General features: G+C 34.2%; 19 protein-coding genes. 4 read left to right on the top strand and 15 right to left on the bottom strand.

Features of this window, described 5'->3' with window-relative positions:
* The first annotated feature begins 88 nt into the window (after positions 1-88).
* Positions 89-1,093 carry an NAD(P)H-dependent glycerol-3-phosphate dehydrogenase gene (locus tag CA2559_RS02240; RefSeq protein ID WP_013186211.1) on the top strand — a complete coding sequence of 335 codons (1,005 nt, stop codon included), beginning with the start codon at positions 89-91 and terminating at the stop codon, positions 1,091-1,093.
* A 1-nt stretch (position 1,094) separates the two neighbouring features.
* Here the strand turns inward: CA2559_RS02240 and CA2559_RS02245 are convergent, their stop codons facing one another.
* Entirely contained in the window at positions 1,095-1,559 is a 465-nt protein-coding gene (locus CA2559_RS02245) for a GbsR/MarR family transcriptional regulator (RefSeq protein ID WP_013186212.1), read from the bottom strand.
* Positions 1,560-1,811: 252 nt separating this feature from the next.
* Between CA2559_RS02245 and CA2559_RS02250 the strand changes: the two genes are divergently transcribed.
* Positions 1,812-4,595: a T9SS-dependent M36 family metallopeptidase gene (locus tag CA2559_RS02250; protein ID WP_013186213.1), complete on the top strand. Its 2,784-nt coding sequence runs from the start codon at positions 1,812-1,814 to the stop codon at positions 4,593-4,595.
* A gap of 64 nt (positions 4,596-4,659) precedes the next feature.
* Here the strand turns inward: CA2559_RS02250 and CA2559_RS02255 are convergent, their stop codons facing one another.
* From CA2559_RS02255 to fbp, 14 genes are all read right to left on the bottom strand, one after another.
* Complete coding sequence (locus CA2559_RS02255; protein WP_013186214.1) at positions 4,660-5,055, bottom strand: hypothetical protein; 396 nt, start codon at positions 5,053-5,055, stop codon at positions 4,660-4,662.
* A gap of 12 nt (positions 5,056-5,067) precedes the next feature.
* Positions 5,068-5,235, bottom strand: a complete 168-nt coding sequence (locus tag CA2559_RS13795; protein WP_013186215.1) for a hypothetical protein — start codon at positions 5,233-5,235, stop codon at positions 5,068-5,070.
* On the bottom strand, positions 5,235-6,254 hold the full coding sequence (pheS, locus tag CA2559_RS02260; protein ID WP_013186216.1) for a phenylalanine--tRNA ligase subunit alpha: 1,020 nt from the start codon (positions 6,252-6,254) through the stop codon (positions 5,235-5,237). Before pheS ends, CA2559_RS13795 begins: the two co-directional genes overlap by 1 nt.
* Positions 6,255-6,309: 55 nt before the next feature.
* A complete protein-coding gene (locus tag CA2559_RS02265; RefSeq protein WP_013186217.1) occupies positions 6,310-6,903 on the bottom strand; it encodes a GNAT family N-acetyltransferase in 594 nt (197 codons plus the stop codon).
* Positions 6,903-7,601 carry a hypothetical protein gene (locus CA2559_RS02270; RefSeq protein WP_013186218.1) on the bottom strand — a complete coding sequence of 233 codons (699 nt, stop codon included), beginning with the start codon at positions 7,599-7,601 and terminating at the stop codon, positions 6,903-6,905. Before CA2559_RS02270 ends, CA2559_RS02265 begins: the two co-directional genes overlap by 1 nt.
* A gap of 74 nt (positions 7,602-7,675) precedes the next feature.
* Complete coding sequence (pdeM, locus tag CA2559_RS02275; protein ID WP_013186219.1) at positions 7,676-8,320, bottom strand: ligase-associated DNA damage response endonuclease PdeM; 645 nt, start codon at positions 8,318-8,320, stop codon at positions 7,676-7,678.
* A 130-nt stretch (positions 8,321-8,450) separates the two neighbouring features.
* Positions 8,451-10,913, bottom strand: coding sequence for a ligase-associated DNA damage response DEXH box helicase (locus tag CA2559_RS02280; RefSeq protein WP_013186220.1), 2,463 nt, complete (start codon positions 10,911-10,913; stop codon positions 8,451-8,453).
* A 13-nt stretch (positions 10,914-10,926) separates the two neighbouring features.
* Positions 10,927-12,519: an ATP-dependent DNA ligase gene (locus CA2559_RS02285; protein WP_013186221.1), complete on the bottom strand. Its 1,593-nt coding sequence runs from the start codon at positions 12,517-12,519 to the stop codon at positions 10,927-10,929.
* Positions 12,516-13,559 carry a ligase-associated DNA damage response exonuclease gene (locus CA2559_RS02290; RefSeq protein ID WP_013186222.1) on the bottom strand — a complete coding sequence of 348 codons (1,044 nt, stop codon included), beginning with the start codon at positions 13,557-13,559 and terminating at the stop codon, positions 12,516-12,518. Before CA2559_RS02290 ends, CA2559_RS02285 begins: the two co-directional genes overlap by 4 nt.
* Positions 13,560-13,649: 90 nt before the next feature.
* Positions 13,650-15,179, bottom strand: a complete 1,530-nt coding sequence (locus CA2559_RS02295; RefSeq protein ID WP_013186223.1) for a hybrid sensor histidine kinase/response regulator — start codon at positions 15,177-15,179, stop codon at positions 13,650-13,652.
* The gene (locus CA2559_RS02300; RefSeq protein WP_013186224.1) at positions 15,176-15,661 is read right to left on the bottom strand and encodes a Rab family GTPase; all 486 of its coding nucleotides are present in this window, start codon (positions 15,659-15,661) and stop codon (positions 15,176-15,178) included. The genes CA2559_RS02295 and CA2559_RS02300 overlap by 4 nt, the downstream gene beginning before the upstream one ends.
* Positions 15,654-16,460, bottom strand: coding sequence for a hypothetical protein (locus tag CA2559_RS02305; protein ID WP_013186225.1), 807 nt, complete (start codon positions 16,458-16,460; stop codon positions 15,654-15,656). Before CA2559_RS02305 ends, CA2559_RS02300 begins: the two co-directional genes overlap by 8 nt.
* Positions 16,461-16,477: 17 nt before the next feature.
* Positions 16,478-16,831: a fructose 1,6-bisphosphatase gene (locus CA2559_RS02310; RefSeq protein WP_013186226.1), complete on the bottom strand. Its 354-nt coding sequence runs from the start codon at positions 16,829-16,831 to the stop codon at positions 16,478-16,480.
* Between the two features lie 82 nt (positions 16,832-16,913).
* A complete protein-coding gene (fbp, locus tag CA2559_RS02315) occupies positions 16,914-17,933 on the bottom strand; it encodes a class 1 fructose-bisphosphatase (RefSeq protein WP_013186227.1) in 1,020 nt (339 codons plus the stop codon).
* Between the two features lie 104 nt (positions 17,934-18,037).
* On the opposite strand from fbp, the gene CA2559_RS02320 reads away from it, so the two are divergent.
* The gene (locus CA2559_RS02320; RefSeq protein WP_013186228.1) at positions 18,038-18,523 is read left to right on the top strand and encodes a GNAT family N-acetyltransferase; all 486 of its coding nucleotides are present in this window, start codon (positions 18,038-18,040) and stop codon (positions 18,521-18,523) included.
* Positions 18,524-18,536: 13 nt separating this feature from the next.
* Positions 18,537-19,790, top strand: coding sequence for an aspartate kinase (locus tag CA2559_RS02325; protein ID WP_013186229.1), 1,254 nt, complete (start codon positions 18,537-18,539; stop codon positions 19,788-19,790).
* Positions 19,791-19,813: the final 23 nt, after the last annotated feature.

Raw genomic sequence — 19,813 nt, forward strand, 5'->3', positions numbered from 1 at the left:
AAGGACGTGCCAAAAACACAAACCATTGTATTGCAGCAATATATATCGCTATCATATTTTGTATTTTTGGTGATGAAAAGATTAGACTATGAATGACGAACCAAAATTTGCCGTAATTGGCGGCGGAAGCTGGGCAACAGCCATTGTAAAGATGCTTTGTGAAAATTTAAATGAGGTGCATTGGTATATGCGTAGCGTTTATGCTATAGAGCATTTAAAGAAAATGCAACATAACCCCAATTACTTAAGCTCTGTGGAGTTTAATACTGAGCAGCTAAAGTTAAGTAATGATATTAATGAAGTAATTAATGCGGCAGATAACCTAATCTTTGCTGTACCAAGTGCTTTTATATATAGTGAATTACAAGAGCTAACAATACCCTTAAAAGACAAGAAGGTATTTAGTGCCATAAAAGGAATTGTACCAGAAACTGGACTAATTGTAGGCGAACACTTAAATGAAACCTACGAAATCCCTTTTGATAATATAGGTGTAATTACAGGACCTTGTCATGCAGAAGAGGTTGCCTTAGAGCGTTTATCCTATTTAACAGTAGCTTGTGCTAATGAGGATAACGCAAAATTCTTTGCTAAATATTTAACGTGTGATTACATAAATGTAAAAACATCTGAAGATGTTACTGGAACAGAGTATGCTGCCATGCTAAAAAATATTTATGCTATTGCAGCAGGAATAGCTCACGGTTTAGGCTACGGAGATAATTTTCAGAGTGTCTTAATGAGTAATGCTATTCGCGAAATGAAGCGCTTTATTAAAAAAGTGTACAAAATGAAGCGAAATATTAACGACTCAGCTTATTTGGGAGATTTATTAGTAACAGGTTATTCTGTATTTAGTAGAAACAGAATGTTTGGTAATATGATTGGTAAAGGTTACACAGTAAAAAGTGCTCAAATGGAAATGAGTATGGTTGCTGAAGGTTATTACGCTGCAAAAAGTGCTTACACTATAAACCAAGACAAAAAGAAGAAAAGAGCTAAAACTCCTATAATAGACGCTGTTTACAGCATTTTATATGAAAACAAGAATCCTAAAAAGGTATTTGATAAGTTAGCCGAAAAATTAGACTAACCTATTTTTCCTTTGGCTCCCAAGAGTCTATAAGGCTTATACTTTCTGTTATAAAATACTCCATAAATTTCACCAAGTCTTGAAGTTCGTGATTATAACTTTTGGTATCCTTAGTCCTTGCCTTTAATATATCTTCTAAAACTCTTACATGATCATTAAGCCCCAAAATGTCTTTTCTAAACATAGTTCTCCAATGATCTAACTTAGAGTAAAAATAGCGCTTCCTCTCACCTAATTGTGTTTTGTAGCCAATACGTCCTAATACCAATAAGTTATTTATAGCATTACTCGTAGCACTTTTACTTAATTGTAAGGTCTCTCGTATTTCATCAAACGTTAAACTTGTTTTGTCGGAAACCGTTAAGAGTGCATTTACTCTAGCAGATGCTGGTGCAAAGCCAGATTGTTCTTGGATAACCCCAAATCTTTCTATTAATTCTTCCTGTTCTCTAGTTAGTTTAGACATTTTCAGCAGTTTAGTTATTTATAACTCCTAACACAAATATAAATTATTGATTCAATTTTAATAAAAATAGCATTTCTTTAACATAATATTTGTTGATATTCTGATTTATTTTACACTAATCCCTATAAAGTGTATCTATTCTCGTCCAAATACAACAATGAGTTAATGTTTTATTATTTTTTTTCAATCTTAGTTTTCACTTCTTTAAGTTCTTTAGTTTTGGAACTATAAATAAAACTTTGAACTGAAATTATGAAAAAAAACTATTCTACTCAATTACTTACTTGTCTCTTATGTTTTGTTTTTACTCTAAGTGGTATTGCGCAAGATACTAACTCAATTATATCAACATACATCTCTGCCCATAAGAAAGACCTTAAATTGTCTGGCGCTATTACTTTTCACACAAATAGTATTGGCAATCTATCTAACAAAAATTACAATGTTGCATACCTACAACAAACCTTTAACGGTATAAAAGTTTCTAATGCCAATGCAACTGTTGTTTTAAAAGATAATAAGGTCATTAGTTTTAAGCATACGTTTATAAATAATTTAGAAACCAAATTAACCGGTGCCGCAACAGCACCTAGCTTAACACCAAATCAAGCTGGAACTGCCGCACTTAGTGCTTTGGGACTTACAGATCTAAATCATGTACAGCTCTTAGATTTTGCTACAAAAGAAGACATCAATGCTCTGCAATTATCTCAAGAAACCCTAACTGCACCATTATTTTATGAGAAAGCAGCCAATGGGAATTACGTGTTAACTTATGAGATTATCGTCAAGGAGCCTACGCCGCATTGGTGGTTGTCTAAAATTAATGTTACTACTGGTGAATTAGTTTCAAAATACGACCTTAATATATCGTGTAACTTTAATGCGCCTGTTGTAACAGATGCAAATCCAGCTCTAAATACTCACACAACTCACAAACACGTTTTAAACACTAATGCTCCATCTGTACTATCTAAAAAAAGTACAACACATAGTAATTCTTATACTAATATTCAAAGTGATGGTGCTATTTATAATGCTTTTCCGTTAAGGGTAGAGACACCAATCCATGGTGATAGAGAGTTATTAATAAATCCATCTTTAATTGCTACACAACCTGTTGATAGGCCCATACCATCTCCAAGTGGGTGGCACGATTTAGACGGTGTACTACAAACCAATACTAACGGTAATAATGTTGCTGCCTATGAAGATTCTGACAACTCAAACTCTGCTTCTTCTGCCGGTTCTTTAGTGGATGGTGGTGCAACCTTATTATTCGATTTTCCTTTAGATCTTACTCAAGAACCAGATGTGTATCAAGACGCTACAATTGTTAACCTATTTGTTTGGAATAATTATGTACACGATGTGTTTTACGCATATGGTTTTGATGAAGACAACGGAAACTTTCAAGAAGAAGATTATGACCGTTTTACAGGGTTTGACATTCCATTAGTTACAGCGCACAATGGTGATGGTGTAGCTGCAGAAGCACAAGATGGTAGCGGCTTAAACAATGCTAATTTTGCTACACCTGCAGATGGTGGTAATCCAAGAATGCAAATGTTTTTATGGGGCGCATCACCTTTTGGAGAGTTTCTTAATGTATACTTTTCTGGAGATTTTGATGGTTTATACGCATCTACAAGATTTCCTTTTGTAGATATTCCTCGTGCAGAAGATCCTGAAGTTAGCGGAAGTTTAGTAGTTATTGAAGATGATGGTGCTGCCTACACTGGTGCTAATGGAGGTACTGCTGGAGCTAGTCCAGATACAGATGATGGTTGTACTAGTATTGTTAATGCTGCTGCGCTAAATGGAAACATTGCAGTAATTAGAAGAGGTGTCTGCACATTTACTACTAAAATTTATAATGCTGAAGATGCTGGAGCAATAGGCGTAATTATAGTTAATAATGTAGAAGGTGAAGGTCCTGCAAATGGCGGTGGAGAAGCTACAGAGCCAATTACAATTCCTACTATATCTATCTCTTTTGAAGATGGTGATCCTATGATAAATGCTCTTAACAATGGAGAATCTATTACGGGTCGTATAATTGACAATGGTCCTTTAGCAGACTTAGTAATGAAGGATGGCGATTTAGATCAAGGTATTATTGCACATGAATATGGGCACGGTATATCTACCCGATTAGTAGGTGGAAGAAATAACTCCAACTGTCTTTTAAGCTTGGCATTCGAAGAGCAAATGGGTGAAGGCTGGAGCGATTTCTTTGCGTTGGTAATGACACAAAAATTAACAGATACAGCAGAACAACCAAGAGGAATAGGAACATATGTACTAGGTCAAGATGTTTTAGGATCTGGTATAAGACCAGCACGTTATTCTACAGATTTTTCAGTAAATGATTACACATATGAAGATTTAGGAAATGCAGAAATTACGGTACCACACGGTATAGGTTTTATATGGTCTACCATTATTTGGGATATGTATTGGGCATTTATTGACGAGTATGGGTTTGATGCAGATATGTATTATGGTACTGGCGGAAACAATATGGCATTACAATTAGTAATGGACGGCTTAAAACTACAAACTTGTGGTAATGTAGGATTTGTTGATGGTCGAGATGCAATACTTATGGCAGATGAGGCTTTGTATGATGGTGCTAATGAATGTTTAATACGTTCAGTTTTTGCTAGAAGAGGTGTTGGTGCACTTGCATTTCAAGGAACTGCTATAAGTAGAATGGACCAAGTACCAGATTTTACTATTAGTGATCCATTAGGTACAGATTGCGAAGCCGTATTAGCATCGCAAGATTTAAACAAAACTCTATTTACAGTGTATCCTAATCCTGCATCTCACCAGATACACATTAACTCAAATAAAAATAGTGGCTTAGCCAATGTTGAAGTTTATGATGTAAACGGTCGTAAGGTAATTAGTAAAAATATTGATCTTGTAAACACAGCTACTTTAAACACAGCTAAATTAGAGACTGGAATTTACGTGTTACAGATAAACACAGATAACGCTACATATACGCAGAAGGTTATTATACAATAATATATTAAGAGTAGTAATTTGGGGAAGAAATTGGGAGGCTTTTGGCTTCCCTTTTTCGTTTTAACTAGTTTCCTAAAATACCTTCAAGCTTCATAACAGGAAGCTTATCAAGATATTTTTCTTTTATAGTATTTGCCTTGAAAAGAAATGTTTTCTCAAACATCTTATTATCCTTAAAGTAAGTTACTGAAAATTGGTTGTTGAGAGCTAATACCTTGGTTTCTAAAAACTCAATCTTAGCATAACTTTTTGCAGGCAACAATTTTACTTGATGGCGAAACTCTGCTGTAATCTTAGTATCATTAAATCCTTTTGAAACAATTAATGCCATTTCAATAGGTTCTTTACCATCGTTAATGATATAGGCATTCCAATCTTTTGTGTGGTATTCTGGGTGTTCTTCTAGAACAGCTGCAATGTAGATATCTTTAGATTCTGGTATCGTTATGTCTTTCTTCATTACTCCTAATCCTTAATCTTCTGATTTTATTTTCCAAGCACCCCACAAAATAAATACAAGTATAGTCATTATAGCTATTCCCACAATACCTAATATAAGATCTATAAGACCTGAAATAAATGTAAGAATTCCTATTACTATGGCGGCAATTACCAAAAGGGTGATCACTAAATTTTTCATTATAAGACGCTTTTAAACTGTTCTAAGAAGCGTACATCATTTTCACTTAGCATTCTAATATCTGGAATTTGATGTAGCAACAATGCTATTCTATCTATACCCATACCAAAAGCGAAACCAGAATACTCTTCTGGGTCTATTCCGCTATTTTTTAAAACGTTTGGATCTACCATACCACAACCCATAATTTCTAACCAACCTGTACCTTTAGTCATTCGGTAGTCTGTCTCTGTTTCTAATCCCCAATATACATCTACTTCTGCACTTGGTTCTGTAAATGGGAAGTAACTAGGACGAAGTCTTATTTTAGACTTCCCAAACATTTCTGTAGTGAAATACTGTAATGTTTGCTTTAAATCTGCAAAGGATACGCCTTTATCTACATACAACCCTTCTACTTGATGAAAGAAACAATGTGAGCGTGCAGATATAGCTTCGTTTCTATAAACTCTACCAGGTGATATTGTTCGAATAGGCGGTTTGTTATTTTCCATGTAACGTACTTGCACACCAGATGTGTGTGTACGTAAAACAACGTCTGGATCTTTTTCTACAAAGAAAGTATCCTGCATATCTCTGGCAGGATGATGTTCTGTAAAATTTAATGCAGTAAAATTGTGCCAATCGTCTTCTATTTCTGGACCATCAGAAACATTAAAGCCAATGTTTGAAAACACTTCGATAATTCTATTCTTAACTAAAGAAATAGGATGACGTGCACCAATCTCTATCGGCTCACCAGGTCTGGATAAATCACCGTATTTCCCATTATCATCTACAGTAGACTCTACTGCATCTTTTAAAGCGTTTACTCTATCTTGAGCAGCATTTTTCCATTGATTAATAGCTTGGCCAAATTCTTTCTTTTCTTCGTTAGCCACATTTTTGAACTCGGAGAAATATTGATTTAAAAGACCTTTCTTACCAAGGTATTTAATTCTAAATTCTTCAATTTCTGCTTCAGTTTTAGCTTCAAAAGCTTCAACTTCTTTAATATAGGCTTTAATCTTATCTAACATATCGTGTATTCAAAAAGGGATGCAAATTTAACCAATTTGGCGATTTTACGTGAGTCTATTCAGTATTTAATCTATTTAATAACATTGGTTGTACTTCTTCAAACCATTCGTTACTTAAAATACTAAGCACAATGCTATCTCTGCGGCCATTTGGAGCTGTACAATTATTTCGTAAAACACCTTCGACAGTAGCTCCAATGTTTTTCATTGCTTTTATGCTTCGCGCATTATTATAATCTGCCCTAAATTCCACGCGTTCAAAGTGTAGCGTTTCGAAAATAAATTTTAGCAACAGATATTTGCAATGGGTATTTAAGCCTGTACCTCTGTAAGCTTTACCATACCACGTATAGCCCAAAGAACAGGTTTTATGATAACGATTTATATCATATAACCTTGTAGATCCAGCTATACTATTATCGCGTTTATCTGTAACTATAAAAGGATATGCTTTTTCTTCTTTTTTAGCTTGTAATGCCGTTTGTATGTAAGTTTCTAAAGCACTTTCTGAATTTGGTTGCTGTAATGAGTAGGTCCAAGTTTCGGGTTCATTTAAGGAATATTGCAACAAGTGCTTTGTAGCCTTTTTTGAAAGCGGACTTAATTTTACCCTTACATCTTCTAATATTATTTCAGCATTAAAGTCCATTAGTAATTAACATTTTGATGTCTATCTAAATAGATGAAATTAAACATAAAAAAAACTGCTGTACCACCTGCCAAATGCCATAACCAATGTGTTCCCATTGATAAAAACTCAAACCTATCTGAAATTCTAAACATAACAGCCAAAGCAAAGGTGAATGCAGACAACGCTACCCAAACTCCATGTTTAAAGTTTACCTTAAATAGATAAAGACAAATGGGCAATAGTACACTAACAGCTGTAATTATATAGCCTATAGACTCTGTATATCTTACTGGAAACGGCAAAAACCGAAGGCCAAATGAGCCACCAACAAAAAATGCTGCTAGTAATAAGCGTCGCCACCAAGATTTTGAAAATTTGAAAATAAAATAGAATACTGCAGATACTGTAAGCACTAAAATTGGTACATAATCCATTAAAAGCCAAGCTTCGTGACTTCTTAATCCATGATATAATGTGCCGCCAACATAACCTATAAATAAAATAGGAAGAACCCAATATCCTAAAAATTTATGGGTTTGATTAGAGTTATAAATCTTAACTCCAAAATAAATAACAATTGCCAGAAAAATAATGTTGCTAAAAGTATTAAATGGCTCTACAGGAAAACTGCCAGGCAAGGTCTCTGTATAAACAGGACCAGAATCTTTAGGAAACTCTAATTGTAATAAAATACGAGATACTAATTGTTGTGCCATTCTCACAAATATAGAAAAATATAAAGCTGATTATTAAGCTTTTTGGGAGCTTAAGAAAGATTTAGTAAAATAGATTACTCTTGAGTATTTACCAGGATAACTTCTTCTGGAGTAACAGCAAATACAACGTCGTCTTTATCTGGAGTCATAATATAGTTACCTGTAAACTCCCCAAAGGCTGGTAAGATAAGTTGGCATTTTCTTTGAAAAAAGGCTGGTAATTTTAAGAACTGCCTGCCTATTCCTCTTAATTTTATACCTGGATGAATGTGTCCAGAAAAATTATATAGCGCATCTCTTTCTTCTGGTATATGGGTAAGAAGAAAGCCGTCTAAAACCCACTCAGATACAAGCTTTACACCCAACTCCTCATATCTGTCTGGAGAAATAATATCATGATTACCTACCACCAAGACAATAGCAGCAGTTTGAGTACTTGTCCATTGTTCAAAAAGCTTCCACTCTGTATTAAGGTTGCTATGAAAAAGGTCACCAAGGAAACAAATTATTTTAGGAGCAAAACTTTGTATAACATCTTGCAGTTTTTCAAAGTTTTTAGCAATTGCTTTTTTAGGTACTGCACTACCGTGTTTTCTAAAATGTGAAACCTTACCTAAGTGAACGTCAGAAATTAATAGCATTTCTCTTTCATGCCAATACATAGCTCCGCTAGGGTGAAGCGTAAAATTGTGGTTTTGTATAGTAATTGGCTTATTCACCTCACAAAGTTATGGGAATGCTCTTTGCCTACAATACATTAAAAGAAAATCTTTTTGAATACGTTGAATATAATTTAATACAGCTTTTAATTCTTAATTAAATTAAATTTATATGGTACAAAGCAGTAAATTATTTGGAAAGCGTGGCAATCATTCGCTTAATGCGGTCTGCTAATTTTTCTGAGGAAAGCTTTTCACGTAACCTGTCTGTAATTATAGGGAAACTAAATGGAGTTGGTTTGCTGCAAGGTTTCCATACAATTTGCTGTAATTTAATTCGCTCTAAGGCTTCTCTTAATCTGCCTTCTTCTAAAGAATGCTCAAAAGTTTCTCTAAAAGCCTGTTGAAAGAGTAAATTGTCTGCTTCATAATCTCTAAATACATCAAATAATAACTGCGAATTACTTTGCAAGTGCTTCATTTTTACAGATCGGTTTGGGTAGCCTGTAAAGACCATACCGCTTATTACCGCTATATCTCTAAACTTACGCCTTGCCATTTCTGTAGCGTTTAAACTGTTTTGAAGATCATCTAATAAATATTCTGATGTAAACAAGTTATTATCAATTACCTCATTTATATCTACCTCTTTATCTGAAAGTATTTCGAAACCATAATCATTAAAGGCTAATGAAAATGTGATGGGAGACAGTAAGCTTATACGATAAGCTAATAAACTTCCCATAGCCTCGTGTACAAAACGACCTTCAAAGGGATAAAATACATTATGGTAGCCTTCTCTTGTTTTAAAAGTTTCGATTAAAAATTGATTGTCTTTAGGAATACAGCTTTCTTTACGTTGTTGTTTAAATATATGCGCCAGCGATTTAAGCTCTCTCGATTGCTTATTTGAGTTGGTAGCCGCCAAATACAATTCATTACGTAGCAACTCAGACATTTGAGCAGAAAACGTTAAGCGGCCGCCCATCCAAGCAGGCACTCTATTAGTCCTTTTATTACTGTTTTTAACGTGAACTTGCATTCCTTTAATCCTAATAAATTCAAGGTTTCTACCAGCAAACGTAAAAACATCACCTCGTGTAAGTTTAGAGGCAAAATATTCTTCTACCATACCAATATAGCCGCCAGTTTGATATTTTACAGTAAGGTTTGCATCTCCAACAATGGTCCCAATTTGCAACCTGTGTCGCATAGCAACACCTTTATTGTTTACCTTAAACAATCCATTATCTTCTACCTCAACTTTTTTGTACTCATCATAGGCCTGTAAAGACTGTGCACCCATTACTAAATAGTTGCAGAGCCATTGAAAATCTTCTTGAGTTAAACCTTGAAAGCAAAATGTTGAAGCTATTTCTGGGTAGATATCCTTTGGAAGAAAACCATTAGACACTGCCAAAGTTGTTAAATGCTGAAGTAAAACATCGTAGCTTAAAAGGTATGGCAACCTATCTTCAACCGCCTTCGTTTTTACTGCTTTTTGCAATGCAGAAGCTTCAACCAATTCCATAGCGTGCGTTGGCAAAAAATGTATTACACTCGTTTTTCCTGGTTGGTGGCCACTACGACCTGCACGTTGTAAAAATCTGGCAACACCTTTTGGTCCACCTATTTGAATTATTGTTTCAACTGGAGCAAAATCGACACCTAAATCTAAACTCGATGTACAAACCACTGCTTTTAGGGTTTCGTTTCTTATGGCGTCTTCAACCCAAAGTCTTGTATCTTTATTTATACTACCGTGATGCATTGCCATTTCTCCAGCAAATTCAGGATGTTTTTCTAATATTCTCTGAAACCAAATTTCACATTGGCTACGTGTATTTGTAAATAATAACGTAGATTTTGAAGCTTTTAAGATAGGAATTACCTCATCTAATAAATGAAGACCAAGGTGACCGCGCCAAGGAAATGTTTCCATTTTATCTGGAATAATACTCTTAACAACAATCTTTTTATTAATGTTTGCCTTTATTAATACTGAATTTTGAAACGCCATTGTTTGTGGTCCCAAGAGTACTTCTCTAGCTTGGTCTAAATTACCTATTGTAGCAGAAATACCCCAAATTCTTAGTGTGGAAGCAACTGTTTTTAATCTTGATAAGGCTAACTCCATTTGTACGCCACGTTTTGTGCCTAGAAGCTCGTGCCATTCATCAACTACAATAGCTGAGCAATCTTTAAATACCTTATCATAACCTTTAGAGGAAAGCAATAGTTGTAAACTTTCTGGTGTTGTAATTAGCAGGTCTGGCATTGCTCGTTTTTGTTTAGCCCGATCTTTTGGAGAGGTGTCTCCAGTACGAATACCTACTGTAAGTGGTAAGTCTAAACCATTTATAACACGCTCACTTGCTTGTTTTATTTCTTGTGATAACGATCTTAATGGCGTAATCCAAATAGCTTTTAGCCCTTTTTTATGTTTGGTTTTATACTCAGAATTGTTTTTTATGTAATTAAGCAAAATTGGAAACCAAAGCGCATAGGTTTTTCCGCTTCCAGTAGGTGCATTTAACAACCCATGTTGTCCTTTTAAAAAAGCTTGCCACGTTTGTTTTTGAAAAGGAAAAGGTGACCATCCTTGGTCTTTAAACCACTGCTCTGCTACTAATAAAAGTTCCTTTCTATTCATATTACTATTGAATTTAAGGAATTAAGCGTTTTAAATCTTCTAAAGTATTTGCCTCTTCTAAGGGTTTATCTTGTCGCCATCTTAAAATTCTCGGAAAACGGGTAGCTACTCCACTTTTGTGTCTTTTGGACTCTGCAATCCCTTCAAAAGCAATTTCAAAAACATGATGAGGCTTTACACTTCTTACAGGACCAAAGCGCTCAATAGTATTTTTCTTAATCCAAGCATCAACTTTTCTAAACTCAGCATCTGTAAGTCCAGAATAGGCTTTTGCAAAGGTTACAAGTTCTGTTTTATCATCATTCCATAATCCAAACGTATAGTCTGTAAACAGGTTACTTCGTCTTCCATGACCTCTCATTGCGTAAGTTAATACGCCATCAATTGTTAATGGATCTACTTTCCACTTCCACCAATCACCTTTTTTCCTACCAACTAAATACGGAGAATCTAGTCGTTTTAGCATCAAGCCTTCAGATTTTTTATCTCTTGACGTTTCTCGTTCTTTAGCCATTTCTTCCCAAGAGGAAAAACTCATACGCTCACTTAGCTGTAAAGGCAATGTTTCTGTCTGAACGTAATTAACTAAAGTTTCTAAAACCTTTCTACGTTCAATAAATGGTTTAGATCTTAAGTCTTCTCCTTGCCACTCTAATAAATCATAAGCCTTTAAGATAACAGGCACTTTCTTTAAAAGCGCCTTAGACACTGTTTTTCTACCAATACGCTTTTGCATATCATTAAAAGAGCCAATTTCTCCATTGGGGAAAGGGAGCAACTCACCATCTATAACAGTGCCATTAGGTATTGCCTCTGTAAACACTTTAAATTCTGGATATTTATCTGTTACCAACTCTTCGCCTCTACTCCACACAAAAAGCTCGTCATTTCTTATAATAACTTGGCTTCGTATACCGTCCCATTTATGTTCTGCACTCCAATCTTTTACATTACCTAAATCTTTTGGTTCACCTTCGATAGCATAAGCTAGATAAAATGGATAGGGCTTACTTAGGTAGTCTTCTTCATTTTCTTCTAAAATTAACTCCTGAAAAGTAGTGGATTTTGGAGTCCAATCTCCCATAAGTTTATAGGCCAAGATATCTTCGTCTATTTCTGTAGCTTTAGATAATGCTCGTGTCATTAATTTTTGGCTTACACCAATCCTAAAACTACCAGTAATAAGTTTACAGAACACAAAACGTTCATAATAGTTTAAGGACGTCCAGTTTTCAACTACATATTCTTTTTTCTCTTCTTCACTTCGGGGTTTTAAGGCAACTATTTCTTCTAAGAACTGAGATAAGGGCTTCTCTGAGTCTTCTTCTGCATTAGGAATTACTAATGCTATTGTTTCTGCCAAGTCTCCTACAATATGGTATGACTCCTCAAAAAGCCATAATGGAATTCCAGACAGCTCACTTGCCCATTGGCGTAACAATGTTGTGTTTACTGGCCTTGGTGGCCTTCTGTGAGACAGAATGGCAATTGTCCAGAGTTTGTCTTTTGCATTTGCTGTTTTAAAGTACTGTGTTAAAGCCTCAACTTTTTTTGTGGTTTTATTTGTACTATCAAGCGTCTTAATAAGTGATGCAAACTGTTTCACGATGCCTCTTCTTTTTGTGTTTCAAGTTCTGCTAACTCGCCTTCAAATTGCGTGCTTTCTGTTCTGGCGTCATAACCTTGTTCTTGTAAAAACCTTGAAAAGATATCTGTATAACCGTGCGTGCAAATAATTTTTTCTGCACCAGTTGCCTGTATACTTGAGAGCAACCCTTGCCAATCACAATGATCGCTTAACACAAACCCTTTATCTATTGCGCGTCTTCTTCTTGCTCCTCTAAACGTCATCCAACCACTTGCACTTCCTGTAACATAAGGTACCATTTTTTTAATCCAAGGACTACCATGAGCACTTGGTGGTGCTAAAACCATTTGCCCTTTTAGATCTTCTTTTTTTGTGTCTCTTGTAATTCTTATAGTTTCTGGCATATGTACTAGTGGTCTTACTACTTCGGTCATATTTTCAATGGCTGCATGAGTAAAAATCTTACCAATACTAGGATCTAAATGCTTTAACAAACGTTGTGCTTTTCCTAAACTGTATCCAAACAACACTGAAGTTTGACCGTTGTCTTGATTGTCTTGCCACCAATTATTAATATCATTAAACACTTGTTTTTGGGGCAACCATTTAAATGCTGGAAGGCCAAAGGTACATTCTGTTATAAATGAATGGCACTTTATAGGCTCATATGGCACAGCAATACCATCATCTTCTGTTTTATAATCTCCCGTAAACACCCAAACTTCACCTTTATGCTCTACTCTAATTTGGGAGCTTCCTATAATATGACCTGCTGGAAATAAGCTAAATTTCACATTGTTTATTACAAATTGCTCACCCCATTTTACACCACTTACATTTATGTCTTGTCCAAGCCTATGCTTAATAATTGCAACGTTACTTGTATGCGTAATATACTGTTTATGACCCCAACGTGAATGGTCTGCGTGACCATGGGAAATAATAGCCTTATCTACAGGCTTCCAAGGATCTAGATATACCTTGGCTGCTGCACAATAAATTCCTTTTGAATTAAACTGAAGTAATGGTTGTTTTGGCATTTGACTAAAATTAATCATAATGCCTAGTTTGATAAAGCTTTTAATAAATTCTTAGGTATTGTTTTGCTTTATTTTAAACTTTAAAAAAGATTTCCTAAGATAGAATCTCTATTTGTTATTTGCTTTTAAAAAGATTTTTTCGACCACCGAAATAAGTTCCTCTTGCTTAAAAGGCTTAGATATATATGCGTTCATTCCAGCTTTAAGACAAGCTTTCTTTTGATCTTGAGAGGCAAACGCGGTAAGTGCAACTATTGGTATTTTCTTTAAATCTCTATCTTTTAATGAACGTATAGCCCTAGTGGTTTCAAAACCATCTAAGTTTGGCATTTTAAGATCCATAAGAATAATGTCATAATCTCTTACTTGAATGTATTGTAGGGCTTTTTCTCCGTCTTGAGCTACATCTACATAAAAACCACCATGATTTAAAAGGGATTTTACAACTAACAGTTGGTTTATTTCACTGTTATCGACAAGTAGTAAATTGTATTTTTTATTGTCTTTAAATACAGATGTCTCTATAGATTTACCTATTGTTTTTGGAGACGTTCTTAAGTTTAATTTAAATGGTAAATACACTCTAAACTGACTGCCTTTGCCTAGCTCACTCTCTACTTGTATTTTTCCTTCTAAGGCTTCTACCAAGGTTTTTGTAATTGCCAAACCTAAGCCCGTACCCTTTTGTTTTTCTGAAGCATTCACTTGATGAAAACTTTCAAAAACAGAACGTAAATGATCTTCTGGAATACCTTGCCCAGTATCTTCAACATAAAAATCTACACCTATTTTATTAGCTCTTTGAAAACTTTTCTTAACCACCAAAGAGACATTACCAACATTGGTAAACTTAATGGCATTTTCTAAAAGGTTACCTAATACTTGTTGAATTCTTAATTTATCTCCTATAGTATTACTAAGGATTTCCTCATCATACTCTACAGAAAAATTTATGCCCTTACTTTTAGCTTTTTCTTTGTAAACCTTAGCTATATCTAGGATAACTTCTTTTAAATTTATCTCTTCATTCGAAATTTTAAGCTCACCTAACTCTATCTTGGCAATATCCAACATATCATTAATTGTAGCAGTTAACTGCTCACTAGCGTTGGTAATTACATCTAATAATCCTAATTGTTCAAAATTAAGATTGGTTTTTTTTAATAATTCTGAAAAGCCAACAATAGCAGTTAAAGGTGTTCTTATTTCGTGACTTATATTAGCTAGGAATTTATTTTTAAACCTGTTTTGCTGTTCTAACTGCTGGTTTTTTAACACCAACATTTGCTTAGCAATAATAGATTCATTTCGTTCCTGAGCTATTGTATTTAATTCCTTATAAGGTTCTGTATAGTCTATTAATGTAACTGTAAGTTGGTGTGCTTCTTTTTTAAAAGAGACATCGCATATCCTATCTTGTTGATTAATGTCTAAATGAACACAAGGAAATGAATCTATAGTATTTGGATTATCCATAATTACTGCAGCAATGCTTTCAAAAAATGGATGGCTTTCAAAAATATTATCTCCTTTTTTAAAATTGAAGATGTTATTATTGAAATCGATAATTTTTCCTTCTAGGTCGCAAAACACTTCTTGTGTGTTTATTCTAGAATAAATACTGGTTGAATTTGTCATACGCCAAGCTCATTTGCAAGTTCATTAAAAGCTTTATCTACATTTTTTCCAGATTTAGCACTTGTAAAGTAATTTATATCAAGGTTATGTTCTTTTACATATTTTAAGACAGACTTAATGTCGGCTAAATCTGATTTATTAGCCAATACCTTAATAGGGATATTGTGTTGTTTTAAGATCTCTATCTCTTCAGCTAAATTTTCATAGGTTTCAATTCTAGTTACATCAAACACATATATTATTGCTTGTGATCCTAGCAGATATGATGCTCTAGTATCTTTTACAGAACGGGTGCCTTCTATATCCCATATTATTAAAGATAACTCATCTCCATTTTTAAGAGTTAATGTTTTCTTTTTTATCTGTACACCTAATGTAACTAAGTAGTCTTCAGAAAAAGCCTGATCTACAAAACGTCTTGTTAAGGAGGTTTTACCAACTCCAAACTGACCCAGTATGACTATTTTTTTTGCGCTACTCATCTTCAAAAAATTCTTCTAATATATTATCGCAGGTTTTATCTGCTTTATTTTTTGATAAGGCTTCGTAAAAATCTAACAACTTATCTTCTAATACTTCTCTATACATAATCGTATAACTGCCAGAAACAACAACCGCGATATACTTTTTATGAAAATTCTGAATATGAATAGTATATAACTCATAAGAAATTGCCTCTAAGTTTTCTGCCTTTCCAGAAAAAGCATCTTCAACAAAGCTTTTTATGGCGGTAATCATACCAGAAACCATATCCTTATCTATATGCTGGTTAATGCTATAGTGACCTTCTACAATACCTGAGCCTTTTTCTATAACAAATACTTCTTCAATTTTAGGGTTTGCAAGTTCACTAACAATTAAATCTTCTTCACTTATTCCTGTAATTTTAGATTTTGCCTTGCGTTTAAAGCTTGCAAAAGAAAATATAGATTTGGTCTTAGAGTTTATGCTTTCCTTTAGCAGCTCCATTTCATGAGCTACATATTTCTTAATCATCTTACCTAAAATGGGAAAGAGTGCCTCTACAACTTCATCCTTGCTGTTTTTAATTTCTGCCTTAAGAGTTTTGGTGATTGTTGGCCCCAATGTTTTAGGCATTTCTTTTACAAAATGCTCAAGCTCTTCCTCTATTATGGGTTTTACATTTTTAGAAAGCCTATCATTATCATTAAGGTGATTTTCTAAATGATTTATACGCTCAGATATTCTATTTGCAAACGTTGTGTCGTCTGTAAGTAGTAGTTCTTTTAGTAGTTTGAGCTTATCGCTTTCATTCACCATGATTGGCGTTTATGATGCTATTTTTTTTGAATTTTTTCTCCCAAAGAAATTAAGAGATCTCCCAAAGTGTCTTTGTCTACTTTTTTAGCTTGTAAGTCTTCTGCTTTATCTTCAAGAGTACTTTCTAATTCAGTAATTCTAATATTTACATCTGTACTTAAAGAGTCTATGCTTTTCATTAACTCATCTCGAGTTTCATCTACATAGTTTTGCAGTGCTTCTCTTTTGGCGTCAATGTCTTTCTTTAAAGCTTCAAATTCTGAATCGTATTGCTGTATATTCTCACCAAATATGAGATTTTTTATAGCTTCTAACTTTGATGTAGAATCTATAATTCCGTTTTGATCGGTAGTTGTTTCTTTTTTTGACATATGCAGGATGCTGAAAAAGTTAAATTATGTTAACGAAGATATAGTTTTTAAAAGAATAAAATTACAAAGTGTTTAAATAACTCTATGGCTTACTGCTTTTTGCCATAAATTCCTCTGCTTTTGTAACCATATTTTTACTTCCGCAGAAAAAAGGAACTCGTTGGTGAAGTTCTGTTGGTTGTATATCCATAATTCTTTGGTAGCCATTGCTAGCCTTTCCTCCTGCTTGCTCTGCTAGAAATGCCATAGGGTTACATTCATATAACAACCTTAGTTTACCATTTGGAGCTTTTGAGGTTTCTGGATAAATGTATATACCGCCTTTTATCATATTTCTATGAATGTCTGACACAAGTGAGCCTATATACCTTGAGGTATAAGGACGCTCTCCATCTTCTGTTTCTTCCTGGCAGTATTTAATATAATCTTTTACACCTTGTGGGAACTGTATATAGTTTCCTTCGTTTATGGAGTATATATGACCATCTTCTGGAAACTTCATATTAGGGTGAGATAAGTAATAAGTTCCTATTGCAGGATTTAAAGTAAATCCATTAACACCATGACCTGTTGTGTAAACAATCATAGTAGAGGTACCATAAACAATATAACCTGCCGCGACTTGTTGATTCCCTTTTTGCAAAAAATCGTCGATTGTTACTGGAGTTCCAGATTTTGTAACTCGCCTGTAAATTGAAAAAATAGTTCCTACAGATACGTTTACATCTATATTAGAACTACCGTCTAAAGGATCTATTAAAACTACATATTTGTTTTGGTGGTCTTCGTTATGCCCTTCAATAGTTATAAAATCATCATTTTCTTCAGACGCAATACCACATACAATCTCCCTATTGGTAAGGGTTTGTATAAAACGCTCATTTGCATACACATCTAACTTTTGTTGGTCTTCACCTTGTATATTTGTATCTCCTGCAGCTCCAGTTATATCTACCAAACCTGCTTTGTTTACTTCGTGGTTCACCACTTTTGCAGCTAGCCTTATAGAATTAATTAAGCGAGAGAGTTCTCCTGAGGAGTATGCAAATTCACTTTGGTTCTCGATGATAAATTCGCCTAATGTTTGAAAAGTCTTATTCATAAGATGGTCTGCTAGTGATATTTTTCACAAAAATATCTAAAAATAAAAGGTCTACAACGTTTTCGTTAAACTTAAATGATTTGTCTCTACTATATTTGCAGGCTATGAATAGCAAAAACATCACTATTGAGCTTGCCACAAAAGACGATATGCCTTTTGTTTTAGAACTCATACAGGAATTAGCCACGTTTGAAAGAGAGCCAGGCGCAGTAGATATTACTGTGGATGACCTCATAAATGATGGCTTTGGTAAACAGCCTTTATTTACTTGTTTTGTAGCAAGAGTAAATAATATTATAGAAGGTATGGCACTTGTTTACTTTAGGTATTCTACCTGGAAAGGTAAAACACTTCATCTTGAAGATTTAGTAGTAAGAGCCTCAAAACGAGGAACAGGATTGGGTAACGCTCTTTTTAAACAGGTTATTAGCTATGCAAAACAAGAAGGTGTTGGGCGAGCAGAATGGGTAGTTCTGGATTGGAATACTAATGCCATTAAGTTTTATGAGCGCAGCGGAGCAACAATACTTAAAGATTGGCATTTGGTACAAATGAACAAAGAGCAACTTAATAATTATACTACAAACTAACTGACTAAAAAAAATGAACATATTTAAATTTGGAGGCGCATCTGTTAAAGATGCCGAAGGCGTAAAAAATGTTGTTGAAGTTTTAAAAGTTACAGGTCATAAACAGAAAGTTGTAGTTGTTTCTGCTATGGGAAAAACCACCAATGCTTTAGAGCGTGTTATTTCTTGTTATTTTAATAAGGAATCACAGCTTTCTCAAGAAATTAATGACCTGGAAATGTATCATCAAGTTATATTAGACCAGTTATTTTCAAACAGAAGTCATGAAGTTTACTCAAAAGTAAGTGCCTTTTTCTCTGATTTAAAACGATTCTTAAAGCATAACAAATCACCAAAATATGATTTTGTTTATGATCAAGTTGTTGGTTATGGTGAGCTAATATCAACCACTATTATATCTAATTACCTACAAGATATAGGATTAGAAAACCAATGGCTAGATGTTAGGTCTTGTATACAAACAGACAGCACCTATAGGGACGCTAAGGTAAATTGGGAAACATCTCAGGAAGCTATACAAGCACAGGTAAACAAATCTTCTCTTACGATAACACAAGGATTTATAGGTGCAGATGATAACAACTACACAACAACACTGGGCAGAGAAGGTTCCGATTATACTGCAGGAATTTTCGCGTATTGTTTAAATGCTGAAAGTGTTACAATTTGGAAAGATGTTCAAGGTGTCTTAAATGGAGATCCTAGAGAGTTTGAAAATACTACATTATTAGAGCAAATCTCATATGAAGAAGCAATTGAATTGGCGTTTTATGGTGCCTCTGTAATACACCCAAAAACACTACAACCATTACAACGAAAGGAAATTCCATTATACGTAAAGTCTTTTTTAAACCCTACAACACAAGGCACAGCTGTTAGCAAAGGACAAACTTTAGTTCCACACACACCTTGCTTTATAGTAAAGAAAAATCAAGTATTAATTTCTTTATCATCATTAGATTTTAGTTTTATTGTTGAAGATAATATTAGTGAGATATTTAGCTTGTTTCATAAATATCAAATGAAGGTAGATTTAATTCAAAATTCTGCTATTAGTTTTTCAGTATGTGTAGATAACAAGTTTAGACAATTAAACAACCTTATAAATCACTTAAAAGCAAAGTTTAAGGTATCGTTTACAGAAGGTGTTTCACTATATACCATAAGACATTTTGACGATGTTGCAGTTAAACGCATAGAAGGGCAGTTTGATGTTTTACTAAAACAAGTTGCGACGGAAACTGTACAGCTCGTTGTAAAGGCTTAATAATTTGTAATTTTGCATTAACT

The organism is Croceibacter atlanticus HTCC2559 (genome assembly GCF_000196315.1).
In the GTDB taxonomy this organism is placed as follows: domain Bacteria; phylum Bacteroidota; class Bacteroidia; order Flavobacteriales; family Flavobacteriaceae; genus Croceibacter; species Croceibacter atlanticus.

Excerpts from the sequence above, each read along its gene's own strand:
- CA2559_RS02325 (WP_013186229.1), top strand. The coding sequence starts at position 18,537 with ATGAACATATTTAAATTTGGAGGCGCATCTGTTAAAGATGCCGAAGGC.
- CA2559_RS13795 (WP_013186215.1), bottom strand. The coding sequence starts at position 5,235 with ATGAAAAATTTAGTGATCACCCTTTTGGTAATTGCCGCCATAGTAATA.
- CA2559_RS02270 (WP_013186218.1), bottom strand. The coding sequence starts at position 7,601 with ATGGCACAACAATTAGTATCTCGTATTTTATTACAATTAGAGTTTCCT.
- CA2559_RS02290 (WP_013186222.1), bottom strand. The coding sequence starts at position 13,559 with ATGATTAATTTTAGTCAAATGCCAAAACAACCATTACTTCAGTTTAAT.
- pheS (WP_013186216.1), bottom strand. The coding sequence starts at position 6,254 with ATGTTAGATAAGATTAAAGCCTATATTAAAGAAGTTGAAGCTTTTGAA.
- CA2559_RS02305 (WP_013186225.1), bottom strand. The coding sequence starts at position 16,460 with ATGGTGAATGAAAGCGATAAGCTCAAACTACTAAAAGAACTACTACTT.
- CA2559_RS02255 (WP_013186214.1), bottom strand. The coding sequence starts at position 5,055 with ATGAAGAAAGACATAACGATACCAGAATCTAAAGATATCTACATTGCA.
- CA2559_RS02295 (WP_013186223.1), bottom strand. The coding sequence starts at position 15,179 with ATGACAAATTCAACCAGTATTTATTCTAGAATAAACACACAAGAAGTG.
- CA2559_RS02250 (WP_013186213.1), top strand. The coding sequence starts at position 1,812 with ATGAAAAAAAACTATTCTACTCAATTACTTACTTGTCTCTTATGTTTT.
- CA2559_RS02280 (WP_013186220.1), bottom strand. The coding sequence starts at position 10,913 with ATGAATAGAAAGGAACTTTTATTAGTAGCAGAGCAGTGGTTTAAAGAC.
- CA2559_RS02310 (WP_013186226.1), bottom strand. The coding sequence starts at position 16,831 with ATGTCAAAAAAAGAAACAACTACCGATCAAAACGGAATTATAGATTCT.
- fbp (WP_013186227.1), bottom strand. The coding sequence starts at position 17,933 with ATGAATAAGACTTTTCAAACATTAGGCGAATTTATCATCGAGAACCAA.
- CA2559_RS02265 (WP_013186217.1), bottom strand. The coding sequence starts at position 6,903 with ATGGACTTTAATGCTGAAATAATATTAGAAGATGTAAGGGTAAAATTA.
- CA2559_RS02300 (WP_013186224.1), bottom strand. The coding sequence starts at position 15,661 with ATGAGTAGCGCAAAAAAAATAGTCATACTGGGTCAGTTTGGAGTTGGT.
- CA2559_RS02240 (WP_013186211.1), top strand. The coding sequence starts at position 89 with ATGAATGACGAACCAAAATTTGCCGTAATTGGCGGCGGAAGCTGGGCA.
- CA2559_RS02320 (WP_013186228.1), top strand. The coding sequence starts at position 18,038 with ATGAATAGCAAAAACATCACTATTGAGCTTGCCACAAAAGACGATATG.
- CA2559_RS02245 (WP_013186212.1), bottom strand. The coding sequence starts at position 1,559 with ATGTCTAAACTAACTAGAGAACAGGAAGAATTAATAGAAAGATTTGGG.